Genomic DNA, 14,730 nt, shown 5'->3' on the forward strand with positions numbered 1-14,730 from the left:
CGAACGCGACGTGATCACCGGCGACGACGAGATTACCGAGCTGCGCCACGGTAGCGGGCTCGGCCTCTGGCTCGTCAAGTGGACGGTCGAGACCTTCGGCGGGGAACTCTCGTTCGTCCGCAGCCGAGCCGGCGGAAGTCGGGTGCAGATACGGCTTCGGCGTTGCCAAGACGACGCGTCGTGTCTCTGAATCCATACGGTGGGCAAAGACCGTGAATCGACATCGCAAAGAGCAACTGTTTTGATCGTCGTCCCTCCCACAGTCAGGTATGGGAACTGACGACGAACGTGACAACTCGACGTGCGTAGACGGCGACGGCGGCGTTCTCGCCGAGTTACTCTCGGGCAACGAACGCCACATCGACGGCCTCGAAACGGATTATTTTGCAGCGGTACAGACTGGCCAGCACCCAGACGTCGTCACGGTTTGCTGTTCTGACTCTCGGGTACCCCAGGAGCGAATGTGGGGCACAGACGAGCCGGGAACTGTCTTCACCCCGAGCAATATCGGCAATCAGGTCTGGGACGACGATGACGGCGAGCGGATCGTCGATGGCGGCATGCTGTACCCAATCCACCACGCCGGAACTGACGCCGCAGTCGTCGTCGGTCACACAGGGTGTGGAGCGGTTACGGCGGCCTATCAGGTGGCGACCGGTGGGGATCGACCGGGACCCCGCGGCGTCGACAAGTGGGTCGACATGCTGGTTCCGGTCGTCGAAGACGGACTGGAGAGCGAACTGGTCGACGCGGACGCGCCCGTCGGCGAGGTCGTCAACCAGCTCGTCGAGTACAACGTCGACCGGCAGGCGCAGTTCCTCCGTGACTCCGACGATATCCCCGAAGACGTCTCTGTCTACGGCTTCGTCTACGACTTCCAGGGCGTCTACGGCGAAGAGCACGGACGGGCGTACCTGGTCAACGCAAACGGCGAGACCGATCCGGAGGCGATCGCAGCTGCGATTCCCGACGAGTTCGAAGGCGCGGTTCGGAGCCTGCTGTACTGATCGGGGTCGAACAGGCGTCGTCGCAGGAGCGTGTGGCGGTAAGCCTTTGCACGCCCGCTTCGAACGTCGGTATATGCGCTCGCTGTTCGACTCGGATCGGCAGTTCTACGCGATCGTCGGAGCGGCGACGATCGCCATCTTCGTGCTCGCACTCGTTGGTATCGCCGTCGTCGGTCCCGCAGGAGTGGGAACTCGCGAACTCGTCGGACTCGTTGCAGGCTTTATCGTGTTCATGTTCGTCTTCTTTATCTCGTACGCGATCAGACGGCTCGAAGACGCTGAGAACGTCTGAGGAAGCGGTTTTCCGCGCATTCTGATACGCCGACGAGAGTCACAAGGGTTATCAGTACCGAGCACCTCGATTCACAGGCAATGGCGAAAGGAACCGTTGATTTCTTCAACGACACTGGCGGCTACGGATTCATCGAGACTGAGGACGCGGACGACGACGTGTTCTTCCACATGGAAGACATCGGCGGCCCGGACCTTGAGGAAGGACAGGAGCTCGAGTTCGACATCGAGCAGGCCCCCAAGGGCCCACGCGCGACGAACGTCGAGCGCCTGTAAGGCGGATTCGTAAACGGTATCGACTCTTGACTGCAGCACTTTACACCTTCTAGCGACAGCACTGTCGGTAGTCACTGACTCTCCGCACAGCGCGCGCCCGACTCCGAACCGCTCAAGTACGCGACGCCGTTACCTACGCCCGTGTCGAAGCAGGTCCAGGATGTCGAGACGATCTTCTGTCACCAGGTCGGCGACGACTACCTCGTCGTCGTCCGACGGGACGGCACGCGGCTGTTCCGGGCGAAGCTCGGTCTCACCGAGACGGACGCGGGGCCGCGTCCGGCGAAGTTCCGGCTCAAGCGTGGGTCGAGCGAGGAGCCGCGCCAGCCCGACGAGTTCGTCGAACTCGCGCGCCGAGCGAAGCGGATTCGGCTCTCAGAGCAGACGTCGCCGTCGGCGCGTCGGCGATTTACCGAGATGCTGGCGGGGTACCAACTCGAGGAGAAGGCAAAGACCGTCCGGACCTGCCGGTACTGTGCCTCCGCAGGTCGATACTCGCCGGTGACGACCGATACGGCGGTCAAAGACGATGCAGACTGGATCTGCCAGGAGTGTGCGACTCAGGAGCTAGAGCGCCAGCTCTCCTACGCTGGGGGTGGGACGGTAACCGGCGCCGCCAAGGAGCGGTTAGAGGAGCTGATGCTTGAGGTCCAGGACTTAGAGCGAATCGTCAACCTGCTCAAGGGCCGACTCGATCCCGATTTAACGAAGTTCGATACCATCTCGGCGACGACCGACGAGGTCGATCCCGTTCGGGTCGACAGCCTCGACCTACACCCCGACCTCCAGGGACTGCTCGAGGATCGGTTCGAGACCCTGCTGCCGGTCCAGAGCCTCGCGGCTGAGAACGGGCTGTTCGACGGCGACGACCAACTCGTTGTTTCCGCGACCGCGACCGGAAAGACGCTGGTCGGGGAGATGACGGGGATCGACAGAGTGCTGAACGGAGAAGGGAAGATGCTCTTTCTCGTCCCGCTGGTCGCGCTTGCGAACCAGAAGTACGAGGACTTCAAAGAGGAGTACGGCCACCTCGTCGACGTCTCGATTCGCGTGGGTGCAAGCCGGATCGCAGACTCGGGAAACCAGTTCGATCCGAACGCTGACGTGATCGTCGGCACCTATGAGGGGATCGACCACGCCCTGCGGACGGGCAAGGAGATGGGCGATATCGGAACCGTCGTCATCGACGAAGTGCACACGCTAAAAGAGGACGAGCGGGGTCACCGGCTGGACGGGCTGATCTCGCGGTTGAAGTACACGTGCGAGCAGCGCGCCGCGCGTCGCGACGGCTACGATGGTGCCCAGTGGATCTACCTCTCGGCGACCGTCGGCAACCCCGAGCAGCTCACAGAAGCGTTGGAGGCAACGCTAGTCGAGTTCGAGGAGCGGCCGATTCCCATCGAGCGCCACGTCACGTTCGCGGACGGCCAGGAGAAGGTACGGGTAGCGAACAAGCTGGTCAGACGCGAGTTCGACACGGAGTCCTCGAAGGGGTATCGGGGCCAGACGATCATCTTCACGAACTCTCGCAGACGGTGTCACGAAATTTCGCGAAAGCTCGAGTACTCGGCCGCACCGTACCACGCCGGACTCGACTACAAGCGCCGCAAGCGCGTCGAGAAGCAGTTCGCAGACCAGGACTTAGCAGCCGTCGTGACGACCGCCGCGCTCGCGGCCGGCGTCGATTTCCCGGCCTCACAGGTCGTTTTCGACTCGCTGGCGATGGGGATCGAATGGCTCTCGGTTCAGGAGTTTCATCAGATGCTCGGGCGCGCAGGCCGGCCGGACTACCACGACGAGGGGAAGGTGTACGTCTTAGTCGAGCCCGACTGTTCGTACCACAACTCGATGGAGATGACCGAAGACGAGGTCGCGTTCAAGCTCCTGAAGGGGGAGATGGAATCGGTAATGACCTACTACGACGAGGGAGCCGCAGTCGAGGAGACGCTCGCGAACGTCACCGTCGGCGGAAAGGCCGCAAAGCAGCTCAACGACCGGATGCTCGGCGACGTGCCGACGAAACACGCCGTCGGCAAGCTGTTGCAGTACGACTTCATCGACGGCTTCGAGCCGACGCCGCTGGGACGGGTCATCACCGAGCACTTCTTAGATCCCGGCGCGGCGTTTACCCTGCTCGACGGGATTCGAAAAGACGCCCACCCGAACGAACTGGTCGCGGACATCGAACTCCGAGACACGGAGCTGTAAACCCGTCGAGTCGGGTGAGCCCCACCGCGTCAGAAGGCGACGCCGAACACCGACAGGACGACGACGAGCACGGCACCCGGCAGTCCCCCGAGTGCGACGATCGCCAGCGCGAGCGGACCCACGGAAAGCGAGATACCGAGGAGCCACTGCGCGAGAAACAGGCCCAGTAAGCCGACGGCAGCGTTGACGATGAGCGGACGCACCGCCTCAACGAGCACTGAGATGCCGAGGACGAGCACGAGAACCACGGCGAGGACCAGGATCTCGATGCCAGTGACCATGTCCGGGCATCACCAACCGGGCTGGTAAGTCGTTCGGTGGAAGGGGTCCGCTTTCGCGCCGGCGGAACGAAACCCTTTATGGGGTCCGGGTAAAAGTGAGGGTACGGGATCGTGGGTTAGCTTGGTATACTTCGGGCCTTGGGTGCCCGTGACCCCGGTTCAAATCCGGGCGATCCCACTACTTTTGCGCCGAACAAACTCGTGAGGCGCAAACTCGTCACATCGGCCGATTTGAATCAGGGAGATGAGCGGAGCGAATCGACCGTGGTTCAAATCCGGGCGATCCCATCTTACTGCTGGGAGCAATTCCGCGAACAGCGCTGCCCGAAAGCAGCGACTACACCCGAAGAGACGAGCCGCGTCGTTTCGGTGCAGTGTTCCCCACTAGAATTTGATTGTTAGCAGCGTTGGTCAACACGACCCGTGCGAGAGTGAGAGAAGATAATTGTACTGAAACCACCGAAATAGCGTATTACATGCCACCCGCATCCGAAAGTCGGTGGGAAACAGTGGGCGGCGAACGCCACATGCAATATTATCTTAAACAGGAGCGTACGGTCAGAAATGGTATCTTTCTTCATAGAACATAATCCGTGATAGACCGACGAATTGCCATAATCTTTTTAATCGCTGGTTACGAGCATACGACCATGTCCAAAGAACGGACTGACGATGCAAGTTCCTCCAGTGTCAATACTCGTAAACGTTTCCTGCAAGGACTCGGTGCCGCAGGAGCCGTCGGACTCGCCGGCTGTCTCGGTGACGACGACGAGAACGGCGACGACGACAACGGAGAGGACGATCCAAACGGGAACGGCCCAGAGAACGGCAATGGCCCAGAAAACGGCAACGGCGACCCAGAGCCAGAGCAGACCTACTGGTTCCGCGACATCGACGCTGACGCCGACCCAGACGCTGCCACTGACTGGGACAACTACGAGGAGACTGAGATCTTCAGTTCGGACGAAGTCGACGGCGAGCTGATGGCCATCGACGTCGACCCCGAGGGTCGCGTCTGGTACATCGACCGCGGTGAGGGCTTCGTCGCTTCCGGTGACGGTACCTGTGACATCGGCTACATCGACCCGGACACGGAAGAGCACACGCACGCGCTCGAACTCGACGTCATCTTCAGCGGTGACGATGTCACGGATCCCGGTGACACCTCGATCGCCCGCGAGCTGGGTGGACAGAGCGTCGCGATCTGTCCGAACTTCGAGGAGACCAACCACGTCTACGTCTTCTATCACCCCTCCAGCGAGGACCAGGAGGTCCTCGACAACCCGTACGCTGACGGACTTCACCTGGTCTACCAGGAAGTCGTCCGCTTCGAATTCGACGGCGAAGTGCTCGACCCCGACTCGGAAGAGCGCATCATCGGTATCCCACACCAGCAGACTAACTGCTGTCACCACGGTGGCTACCTCGAGTTCGGCCCCGAGGGCCACCTCTGGATCTCGACGGGTGACAACGCGAACAACGTCGGTAACCCCGACAGCGAGGTCAACTGGTCGATGACCGACGAGCGAGACGGCGACGTCCACGGCCGTCCCGCCGCAGCCTCGGACGCCCAGCGAACGTCGGCCAACACGGCCGACCTCCGCGGGAAGATCCTGCGCATCACGCCGACCGAAGACGGCGAGGAAGGCGAAATGTACGAGGTTCCGGATGGGAACCTCCAAGAGTGGTACTCCGACAAGATGGGCGAGGACTACTCGGACGACGAGATCCTGCCCGAAATCTACGCGATGGGCTTCCGGAACCCGTTCGTCATCTCGCTGGACTCCCACACCGGCTCGCTGTTCACCGGTTCGTACGGGAACGACGCGGGCTCGGTCGAATTCGAGCTCGGTATGCAGGGCCAGGCCGACTACCACCTGTTCTGTGAGCCAGGTAACGCCGGCTACCCGTACTTCCGTGGCTACTACCCCTACCGCGACTACGACTTCGAGAACGACCAGCACGGTCAGCCGTTCTGGTTCGACAACCTGCGCAACCGCTCGCCGAACAACACTGGTATCGAGAACATCCCGAACGTCACGCCCGGTATCATCTGGCATCCCCAGGGCTTCGACGGCTACGAGGACGCCCCCGCCTGGATGGACATGCCCCGTCCCGGCGAGGTCACCTGGGACGAACTCGACGCTGGCGGCTCCGCCGACCCCGGCGTCATCTACCGCCACTCCGACGAGCACGGCGAGGGCGCGCTTGACCCGTACTTCGAGGGCAAGCTGTTCTTCATGAACCCCTCGAACGCGGACAACATCCGCTACATGTCGTTCAACGACGACGGCAGCCTCGAGATCCACGACTTCCTGCCAGACAACGGCATCGGCGGCGCCTACGACATGGACGTTCTGCCAGACGGCCGCATCGTCTTCATGGGCATGTACTCCGGCATCCACCTCGTCGAGTACACCGGATAACGAGTCTCACGGAAGCGTTCCGCGGACGATTTTTTCGAGACAGTAGCTGTCGTCAGTGCGTTCACACTGAGTACCGACATCGCTCTGATAGAGAGCGGTTCGCTCATCAGTCGCAAAATCACGGGCACGATGGGATTCGAACCCACGACCGTCGGATTAGAAGTCCGACGCTCTATCCAGACTGAGCTACGTGCCCTCACGTACGAGTCGACGACGGAGTGGTATAAGCAGTTGGGATTCCAAGCGGCTATGGCCCCAAAACCCGGTTGTAGGGTAGTTGGGCGCCCGTTCGGTCGAGCCACAACACAGCCCTTATGCGAGTCAGCCGTGTACTCGTCTCCGATGCACGTCATCGGAACGGTGGGGTTGCCCGGCAGCGGGAAGGGTGAAGCCGCAGCCGTCGCGCGCCAGGAGGGGATCCCGGTAGTGACGATGGGCGACGTCGTTCGCGCCGAGACCGAAGATCGAGGACTGGATCCAACGAAAGATCACGGCACCGTCGCACAGGCATTGCGCGAGGAGAACGGGCCGGCAGCGATCGCCGAACGGTCACTCCCGATGATCGAGGAGTTCCTCGAGACGGAGCCGACTGTCCTCGTCGACGGAATTCGCTCGGACGTCGAAGTCGACGTCTTCGAGGCGGAGTTCGGGGCGGCGTTCACGCTCGTCAGCGTCGAAGCACCGTTCGAGATCCGCGCCGAACGGATCGGTACGCGCGGCCGAGACGCGGACGAAGACGACGGCGGCGAGTCCCTCGCGGCCCGAGACGAGCGCGAGCGCGGCTTCGGGATGGAGGAGGCGATGGCACGCGCCGACGTCGTCATCGAGAACACTGAGTCGCTGTCGGCGTTCCAGGATCGGGTTCGCGATATCGTCACCGACAAACACACCCAGACGGATGGAAACCGGGTAGAACAACGATGAGTAGCGAGACGACGGACGGGGGCGTCTATCGCGTTCACGTCGAGATCACTGCTCCCGTCTACGATACCGAGGTGACCGCCCGCGTCGCAGACGCGGTCGCGAACATCTTCCCAGGCGCCGACCTCGAAGAGAGCCACGGCGAAATCAGGGGAGAGACCCACTCGCTTTCGCACCTCTCGGAACTCCTCCATCGCCAGGAGATTCTTGACACTGCCCGCGGCGAGTTCTTCGAGCGCCGGCAAGGCGATACGTTCTCGTTCGCGCTCAAGAAGCAAGCCGCGTTCGAAGGCCGCGTGAACTTCTCGGTCGGCGAACCAGACGAACTCGGCGAGATCGCAGTTCGGGTTCGTGTCGACGAGCCAGACGTCGAGCCCTACGTCGACCACGTCGCTCCACCGACGGAGGACGGGCGACCCGTTACGGAGTGACGTCCTCGCAATCGTCGCGCCAACAACGTTGTGCTGTGTGAGATTATCACGTGGGTAGGTCTGCCAACACACATATATAGGTGAATTATAATATATGGGTCATGACTCGATCGGAGCCGTCCGAGCTAGTACTGAAACGGTACGCAAATCGCAGACGGTTCCTACAGGGTGTCGGAACGGCCGGAATTGTCGGCGCTGCCGGCTGTCTGGGCGACGATAACGGCGATGATACGGGTGAAGACGACGACCCCAACGGTGGAGACGGTCCGTTTTTCGAGGTCAGTGATCTCTCGCCCGGAGAGACGACCGTTATGGAAACAGCCGACCTCTCGGTCACTGCGACGATCACGAACACGGGAGACGACGAGGGGACGCAGGACGTTTCGCTGCGGGTAGCCGGCACGACGCGGGCCAGCGAGACGATCACGCTCGGTCACGGCGAAAACGAGGAGGTGTCGCTCGACACCACCGAAGTAGCGATCGGCGATCACGAGTACGGAATCTACTCGACGGACGACGCGGAAACGGCGACTCTCACGGTCGAAGGGGAGGATCGGATGGGCGACGATCCGGCGGTGCTGGTGTTCTCGGCGACCGATGGGTTCCGCCACGCGAACATCGAGGACGGGAACGAACGGATCACCGAAATGGGATCGGAGATGATCGAACGCCACGCAGCCGTCCGCGAGACGGAAGCCGACTCGGTTACGTTCGACGTGATCGACGATCCCGGCGGCGACGCCTCCGAGTTTCCCGACGACGCCTCCGAACTCGACGCGTACGACGTCGTCGTCTGGAACAACACGACCGGTGATCTGCTGGACGACGAGCAGCAGGCGGCGTTCGAAGCATACATCGAGAACGGCGGCGGCTTCGCGGGAATCCACTCTGCCTCGGATACCCACTACGACTGGGAGTGGTACGGCGAGCTCGTTGGCGCGTACTTCGAACACCACCCGCCCGGAACCCACGACGCCGAGTTGAAGGTCACCGACAGCGTCCATCCGTCGACAGAGTTCCTCCCGGCAGTCTGGGAGCGCCACGACGAGTGGTACGACTTCGATCGCAATCCCCGCGGGGACGTTCACGTGCTCGCAACGCTCGACGAGGATACGTACGAGGGAGCCGAGATGGACAACGGCCGCGTCGATCATCCGATTGCCTGGTGTCAGGAGGTCGAGAATGGTCGGTCGTGGTACACCGCGAGCGGGCATACGAGCGAGAGCTGGGAAGAAGACGAGTTCGTCGAACACGCGATGAACGGTATCATGTGGGCCGCAGGCTGGCTCGAGGGCGACGCCAGCGCCACCGTCTGGGATAGCTACGAGCGGACCGAACTCGCCGGCGGCCTCGACGAGCCGATGTCGATGAGTATCGGCCCGGACCAGCGCGTCTTCTGCATCCTCCGGGGCGGGGAGGTGATCTCGATCGATCCAGACACCGGCGAGGTGACGACCGCACTCGAACTCGACGTCTGGCATCAGGAAGAAGACGGCGGACTAGGGCTGGCCCACGATCCGAACTTCGAGGAGACGGGTTGGATCTACATCTACTACTCGGTAGCGAACGACGATCTCGATCCGGACGAAGAGATGCCGTACAACCTCTTGGCACGCTTCGACGCCGACGGCGCCGTACTCGATCCCGACTCGGAGGTCGAACTCCTTCGAGTCATCGAACAGCGAAACGAGTCCCCGGATGCGACCGGCCACTCCGCAGGCGAGATCCAGTTCGGGCCGGACGGGGTACTTTACCTCTCGACCGGTGACGACGTGACGCCGTTCGAGTCCGACGGGTTCACCCCAATCGACGAGACCAACACTGAACAAGAACAGTACGCAGACGCCCAGGGAACCTCCGCGGACACCTCCGATCTACGCGGCAGTATCTTGCGGATCGTCCCAGAGGCGGACGGCTCGTACACGATTCCCGACGGGAATTTCAAGGAGTGGTGGGAAGGCGAAACCGGCGAGACGTTCGACGACGACGTCGTTCGGCCGGAGATCTTCGCGATGGGCTTTCGAAATCCGTTCCGATTCAGCGTCGACCCCGAAACCGGATGGCTCTACATGGGTGACTACGGCCCGGACTCGCTGACGTGGAATGCAGACCGCGGACCGATCGGCATCCGCGAGTACAACCAGATTCGCGAACCCGGGTTCTACGGCTTTCCGTACGTTCGCGGCCCGAACTATCCCTACATCGACTACGACTTCGAAACCGGCGAGTCCGGTGACCCCTTCGACCCCGACGGGCCGATCAACGATTCTCCGAACAACCACGGTCTCGAAGAGCTGCCGCCGGTCCCCGAGGCGACGTTGCACGTTCCTACGGACTGGAACAACTACCTCGACGCTCCGGACAGCGATGTCTGGAACGTCCCCGACGAAATTCCGTGGCCACAGCTGACCGATCGCGCGCCCAACGGCGGTCCGCTCGTCCGGCTCCCAGAGACGCTCGACGACGGCGCCCTACCAGAGTACTTCGAGGGTAAGTGGTTCATCGGTGAGTGGAACACGGGCAACTTCAAGTACGTCTCATTCGACGAGGACGGCGAGGTGACCGAGATCTCCGAATTCCTCTCGGATCTCGACCTCTCCGCACCGCACGACATGGAGATCGGGCCAGCAGGCCGGTTCTACTACGTCGATTACGATCAGAACGCGATCTACCGAATCGACGCCGACGGCGAGTAGCGTCGACGAAAATCGATGTCGACGGCGAGTAGCTTCTAGAAGGGGTGAAGTGAGCAGAAATCGGCGGTACGGAACGCGATATGAGCGTTAGCCGAACGGGCCGCCACCCATGCCGCCCATTCCGCCACCACCGCCACCGCCTTGCATCTGCTTCATCATCCGCTGCATCTCCTTTTCGGAACCCATCCCCTGGAACTGTTTGATCGTCCGCTCCATCATCTTGTACTGCTGGAGTAGCTCCCGGACCGACTCCTCGCTCGTCCCGGAGCCCCGAGCGATCCGTTCGACCTGACTCGCGCCGATGGCTTTGGGATACTCCTTTTCGGCGTCGGTCATCGAGTCCATAATGACGCTGAACGTGCGCATCCGGTCCTGGGTGACGTCCATCGCGTCGTCGGGAAGCTGGTCTTTGATCCCGCCGCCGAAGCCGGGGATCATATCCATCACCTGATCGAGGGGCCCCATATTGTTCATCGCCTCCATCTGCTTTTGCATGTCGTTCAGGGTGAACTGACCCTGGAGCATGTCCTCGGGGTCCCAGTCGTCGTCTTCGATCTGGGTCTGCTCCATCGCGCGCTCGACGCGCTCTGCGAGCTGTCCCAGATCGCCCATCCCGAGCAGCCGCGAAATGAAGCCGTCGGGCTCGAAGCGCTCGACGTCCTGTACTTCCTCACCGGTGCCAAGGAAAGCGATCGAAGAGTCGGTCTGGTCGACGGCGGTCAGCGCCCCGCCACCCTTGGCAGTACCATCCAGTTTCGTGATGACGACGCCGTCGATGCCGATCGACTCGTCGAACTGCTGGGCCTGCTCTTTGGCACCCTGACCGATCGCCGCGTCGAGAACCAGCAGCGAGGTATCGGGCTCGACGACGCCCTCGATCTCCTCGATCTCGTCGATCAAGTCGTCCTCTAAGGCGTGGCGACCCGCAGTGTCGACGATGTGGACGTCGGCCTCGCTGGTCTCCTCGAGCCCCTTGCGGGCGATCTCGACGGGGTCGTCGTTATCCGGGTTGCCGTAGAAGTCGACCTCGGCGCGGCCAGCCATCTGTTCGGCCTGGTCGTAGGCGCCGGGTCGGAAGGTGTCGGTCTGGATGACGGCGGGTTTGAGGCCTTTCGTCGAGAACCACCAGGCCATCTTCGCGGCGGAGGTGGTCTTCCCCGACCCCTGCAGACCGGCAAGCAGGATCGTCTGCTTCTCTAGGGGAAGCTCGGTCGACTCGCCGATGAGACCGACGAGTTCCTCGTAGACGATGCGGAGGACGAAGTCCCGGGCGGGCGTTCCCGCCGGTGGCTCTTCCTCTAGGGCCCGCGTCTTGATGTTATCCGACAGCTCCATGACGAGGGAGACGTCGACGTCGGCGGAGAGCAGCGATCGCTGGATCTCCTTGACGATCTCCTCGACGTCTTCCTCGGAGATGCGGGATTTGCCGCGCAGTTTGTCGAGAGTGCCCCGCAGGGAACTCTCGAGATCGTCGAGTACCATTTGCTCGGTGTACGAGACGGCGGCGTTAAAGCCTTTTTCTGTAGCGAGTGCAGCGACCGAGGCTCACACACCCAGTAGTACGGCCAGCGCGATCCGAGCCGGGAGGTAGCCGACGAACAGAGAGAGGACGAGCACGGTGACGGTCTTCTGGACGCGTTTTTCGTACTCCGTAAGTTCGTCACTGTCAGTCCCAGCGATCTGCAGGGCGCGAACGGGTCGGAGATACAGCGGCGTCTCGGGGTGGTTCGGCGGCTGCTGGTGTAGGGAACGCTCTCGCAGTCGCCGTTGTTTCCAGAACGACCAGACGACGTATCCGACCATCGAAACCGCCGTTCCGGTAAGTGACAACAGCCACACCCACCCGGTGATCGGATCTTCGAGGTGTGGCTGATCGACGAACGGTTCGTCGGACGCTATGAGCAAGACCACGACCAGCGCAATCATAGAGAGAAGGGTCAACAGGAAGAACGCGAGCGCAGTCCGAACGAACAGTCCGCCCAGATCCGGCGGGATGACGAGCCTGTGGACCCAGGATCGGTCCGCACCCTCGTCGTCCCCGCCGCTAGTTTCATTGTCCCACCCATCACCATTGTTGACCCAACCGTCGTCATCGTCGCCCCACCGATCGCCATCCTCGTCCCATCCATCGTCTTCGTCGTCACCGTCTGACCCGATTCGGATGCTCATGCGTGAGAGATACCTTGGCTGTTGACCGTCTCTTGGAACGCACTATACTAAACAGTGAACGATATTGGAGCGAGACGAAAACCGGGTCAGGTCACGGGGACCGAGACGCCGCGTTCGACGAACTGTCGGCAATCTCAACGCCGCTGTCAGCAGATACTTGGCTCTGTCAGAGAGAGTATCGGGTATGACGAGCGATAGGCGAACCACGGTCGAACTCGCCGAGGACGAGTCGATCACCGTCACCAACGAGGACGGGCTCTACGTTGCGGAGGATTCGAAGACGGGGATCTCCAGCCAGGGGAAAACCGAGGAGGCGGCGCTCTCGAACCTCGCGACGGCGCTCGAGACGTACTACGAGGGGAAAGACGAACGAGACGACTGGCTCTGACCTGCCAAGCTGTTGTGGTCTCGAGACTACGTCGCGTCCACGACGGCGACGCCGGGAATTTCGGGAGTGTGCTGGCACGAGCAACCGCCACACCGCCCCAGTTATTTGACGCCGCCCGTGGACGGACGGCACATGAAAGAGTACGGCGTCGTCGTTCTCGGCGGCGGATCAGGCTCGCAGGTGGCCACCGCCGCGGCCGAGGCAGGGTACGAGGCAGCCGTCGTCGAGCCCGGCCCGCTGGGCGGCGCCTGTATCACCAGAGGGTGCGTGCCGACGAAGGCGCTGATCCACCGCGCGGATCTGATAACGGAGATCCAGGATGCCGACCGGTTCGGCATCGACGCCGCCGTCGAGGACGTTCGGTACGACGAGATTACGACCTCGGTGCACGAGACGGTCTTCGAGAAGGCCGAAAACCAGCGCGAAGCGCTCTCGGAGGCAGAACACGTCACGCTCTACGAGGCTGCCGGCCGGTTCGTCGACGAGCGCACGATCGAACTCGCCGACGATCTCGAGACGTTGAGAGGGGATGATGACGAGGGCAATGACCGCGAGCGAATCCGGGGCGAACACGTCGTCGTCGCGGTCGGCTCCCGGCCGGCAGCGCCGCCGATCGACGGCCTTGATGCGGTCGACTACCTCACCAGTGACGACGCACTCTATCTCGAAGAGCGCCCCGACAGTCTGGTGATCGTCGGTGGCGGCTACATCGGCGCCGAGCTCGGCTACTTCTTCGGCGCGGTAGGCACCCAGGTTTCGATCGTCGGTCGGAGCGACCATCTGGTCCCCCGCGAGGACGAGGCCGCAAGCGAGGTGGTCGAGCGGTCGCTCGCGGAGTACTGCGAGCTCTACACGGGATACGAGGCGTCAGCAGTGGCAGAGGACGGGGACGGCGTCTCGGTGACGATCGAGGGCGTCTCAGGCGAGGAGTCAGAGACCATCGAAGCCAACCAACTCCTGGTTGCCGCGGGCCGGAAACCGAACACGGACCTGCTCGACCTCGAAGCGACCGGCCTCGAGCCCGAAGACGACGGCTCGATCGCGGTGGACGACCGGCTCGAGACCGACGTCGAGAGGATCTGGGCGCTCGGCGACGTCACAGGCGAGTATCCGTTCAAACACGTCGCCGACTACGAGTCCGAAATCGTTGCGGCGAACGTCATCGAGTCGGCGGCGGAGACGGTCGACTACGCGGGTGTTCCACACGCCATCTTCACCTCGCCGCAGGTCGCGAGCGTCGGCGAGACCGAGTCGGCGCTTCAGGAGGCAGAGCGAGAGTATGAGTCGGTGACCGTGGAGTACGTCGCCGCCCCAATGGGGATGGTGCTCGATCCCGACGATGGGTTCGTAAAAATTCTCGCAGCGCCTGACGGAGAGGTGCTTGGCTGTCACGTCGTCGGCCCGCAGGCGTCGACGCTGATCCACGAGGTCGCCGGATTCGTCCGGCGTGGCGAGGGGACGGTCGACGCGCTCGCCGACGTCGTCCGCGTCCACCCGGCACTAAACGAGGTGTTGGGGAAGGCAGTCGATGATCTTGCAGGCGTTACGTACTCGACTGCGCCGGACTGGCAGGACGTGGCCGGTGAGTGAAGAGGCAGACAGGCCACAGGTCGATTCGGCGTCCGTGCCGTCTTGG

At 62.4% G+C, this 14,730-nt stretch carries 14 protein-coding genes and 2 tRNA genes; 12 read left to right on the plus strand and 4 right to left on the minus strand.

What is annotated here, in order from left to right; all coding sequences use genetic code 11:
• Positions 1 to 10 precede the first annotated feature (10 nt).
• The 5 genes from OB905_07270 (at position 11) to OB905_07290 (ending at position 3,782) form a co-directional block, all read left to right on the plus strand.
• The gene (locus OB905_07270) at positions 11 to 190 is read left to right on the plus strand and encodes a hypothetical protein (GenBank protein MCU4925783.1); all 180 of its coding nucleotides are present in this window, start codon (positions 11 to 13) and stop codon (positions 188 to 190) included.
• 79 nt (positions 191 to 269) lie between these two features.
• Positions 270 to 1,007 (plus strand): carbonic anhydrase, encoded by a 738-nt coding sequence (locus tag OB905_07275; protein ID MCU4925784.1) that lies wholly within the window; start codon positions 270 to 272, stop codon positions 1,005 to 1,007.
• A gap of 73 nt (positions 1,008 to 1,080) precedes the next feature.
• Entirely contained in the window at positions 1,081 to 1,299 is a 219-nt protein-coding gene (locus OB905_07280; protein ID MCU4925785.1) for a hypothetical protein, read from the plus strand.
• Between the two features lie 80 nt (positions 1,300 to 1,379).
• Positions 1,380 to 1,574 (plus strand): cold-shock protein, encoded by a 195-nt coding sequence (locus OB905_07285; GenBank protein MCU4925786.1) that lies wholly within the window; start codon positions 1,380 to 1,382, stop codon positions 1,572 to 1,574.
• Positions 1,575 to 1,715: 141 nt separating this feature from the next.
• Positions 1,716 to 3,782, plus strand: a complete 2,067-nt coding sequence (locus OB905_07290; protein MCU4925787.1) for a DEAD/DEAH box helicase — start codon at positions 1,716 to 1,718, stop codon at positions 3,780 to 3,782.
• A gap of 29 nt (positions 3,783 to 3,811) precedes the next feature.
• Here OB905_07290 and OB905_07295 read toward each other — a convergent pair whose 3' ends face one another.
• On the minus strand, positions 3,812 to 4,063 hold the full coding sequence (locus OB905_07295; protein MCU4925788.1) for a hypothetical protein: 252 nt from the start codon (positions 4,061 to 4,063) through the stop codon (positions 3,812 to 3,814).
• Between the two features lie 105 nt (positions 4,064 to 4,168).
• Here OB905_07295 and OB905_07300 point away from each other — a divergent pair.
• Both OB905_07300 and OB905_07305 read left to right on the plus strand, forming a co-directional pair.
• Positions 4,169 to 4,241, plus strand: a tRNA-Pro gene (locus tag OB905_07300).
• A 472-nt stretch (positions 4,242 to 4,713) separates the two neighbouring features.
• Positions 4,714 to 6,489 carry a PQQ-dependent sugar dehydrogenase gene (locus OB905_07305; protein ID MCU4925789.1) on the plus strand — a complete coding sequence of 592 codons (1,776 nt, stop codon included), beginning with the start codon at positions 4,714 to 4,716 and terminating at the stop codon, positions 6,487 to 6,489.
• Between the two features lie 121 nt (positions 6,490 to 6,610).
• Here OB905_07305 and OB905_07310 read toward each other — a convergent pair.
• A tRNA-Arg gene (locus OB905_07310) sits at positions 6,611 to 6,685 on the minus strand.
• A 146-nt stretch (positions 6,686 to 6,831) separates the two neighbouring features.
• Here OB905_07310 and OB905_07315 point away from each other — a divergent pair.
• The 3 genes from OB905_07315 to OB905_07325 all read left to right on the plus strand — a co-directional run bounded on the left by OB905_07315 (position 6,832) and on the right by OB905_07325 (position 10,537).
• Positions 6,832 to 7,413, plus strand: coding sequence for an AAA family ATPase (locus OB905_07315; protein MCU4925790.1), 582 nt, complete (start codon positions 6,832 to 6,834; stop codon positions 7,411 to 7,413).
• On the plus strand, positions 7,410 to 7,841 hold the full coding sequence (locus OB905_07320) for a coaE operon protein (GenBank protein ID MCU4925791.1): 432 nt from the start codon (positions 7,410 to 7,412) through the stop codon (positions 7,839 to 7,841). Before OB905_07315 ends, OB905_07320 begins: the two co-directional genes overlap by 4 nt.
• Positions 7,842 to 7,942: 101 nt before the next feature.
• Positions 7,943 to 10,537, plus strand: a complete 2,595-nt coding sequence (locus OB905_07325) for a ThuA domain-containing protein (GenBank protein ID MCU4925792.1) — start codon at positions 7,943 to 7,945, stop codon at positions 10,535 to 10,537.
• A gap of 87 nt (positions 10,538 to 10,624) precedes the next feature.
• Here OB905_07325 and OB905_07330 read toward each other — a convergent pair whose 3' ends face one another.
• Positions 10,625 to 12,019 (minus strand): signal recognition particle protein Srp54, encoded by a 1,395-nt coding sequence (locus OB905_07330; GenBank protein ID MCU4925793.1) that lies wholly within the window; start codon positions 12,017 to 12,019, stop codon positions 10,625 to 10,627.
• Positions 12,020 to 12,082: 63 nt separating this feature from the next.
• Positions 12,083 to 12,706, minus strand: coding sequence for a hypothetical protein (locus OB905_07335; GenBank protein MCU4925794.1), 624 nt, complete (start codon positions 12,704 to 12,706; stop codon positions 12,083 to 12,085).
• A 184-nt stretch (positions 12,707 to 12,890) separates the two neighbouring features.
• On the opposite strand from OB905_07335, the gene OB905_07340 reads away from it, so the two are divergent.
• Entirely contained in the window at positions 12,891 to 13,094 is a 204-nt protein-coding gene (locus OB905_07340; protein MCU4925795.1) for a hypothetical protein, read from the plus strand.
• Between the two features lie 132 nt (positions 13,095 to 13,226).
• Entirely contained in the window at positions 13,227 to 14,684 is a 1,458-nt protein-coding gene (locus OB905_07345; GenBank protein MCU4925796.1) for a dihydrolipoyl dehydrogenase, read from the plus strand.
• The last annotated feature ends 46 nt before the right edge of the window (positions 14,685 to 14,730 follow it).

The sequence above is a fragment of the Halobacteria archaeon AArc-dxtr1 genome (assembly GCA_025517425.1).
GTDB lineage: Archaea > Halobacteriota > Halobacteria > Halobacteriales > Natrialbaceae > Halostagnicola.

Bases quoted from the DNA above. Each gene is read 5' to 3' on its own strand.
- OB905_07320 (MCU4925791.1), top strand. From the start codon at position 7,410: ATGAGTAGCGAGACGACGGACGGGGGCGTCTATCGCGTTCACGTCGAG.
- OB905_07335 (MCU4925794.1), bottom strand. From the start codon at position 12,706: ATGAGCATCCGAATCGGGTCAGACGGTGACGACGAAGACGATGGATGG.
- OB905_07295 (MCU4925788.1), bottom strand. From the start codon at position 4,063: ATGGTCACTGGCATCGAGATCCTGGTCCTCGCCGTGGTTCTCGTGCTC.
- OB905_07340 (MCU4925795.1), top strand. From the start codon at position 12,891: ATGACGAGCGATAGGCGAACCACGGTCGAACTCGCCGAGGACGAGTCG.
- OB905_07275 (MCU4925784.1), top strand. From the start codon at position 270: ATGGGAACTGACGACGAACGTGACAACTCGACGTGCGTAGACGGCGAC.
- OB905_07330 (MCU4925793.1), bottom strand. From the start codon at position 12,019: ATGGTACTCGACGATCTCGAGAGTTCCCTGCGGGGCACTCTCGACAAA.
- OB905_07345 (MCU4925796.1), top strand. From the start codon at position 13,227: ATGAAAGAGTACGGCGTCGTCGTTCTCGGCGGCGGATCAGGCTCGCAG.
- OB905_07285 (MCU4925786.1), top strand. From the start codon at position 1,380: ATGGCGAAAGGAACCGTTGATTTCTTCAACGACACTGGCGGCTACGGA.
- OB905_07305 (MCU4925789.1), top strand. From the start codon at position 4,714: ATGTCCAAAGAACGGACTGACGATGCAAGTTCCTCCAGTGTCAATACT.
- OB905_07280 (MCU4925785.1), top strand. From the start codon at position 1,081: ATGCGCTCGCTGTTCGACTCGGATCGGCAGTTCTACGCGATCGTCGGA.
- OB905_07325 (MCU4925792.1), top strand. From the start codon at position 7,943: ATGACTCGATCGGAGCCGTCCGAGCTAGTACTGAAACGGTACGCAAAT.
- OB905_07315 (MCU4925790.1), top strand. From the start codon at position 6,832: ATGCACGTCATCGGAACGGTGGGGTTGCCCGGCAGCGGGAAGGGTGAA.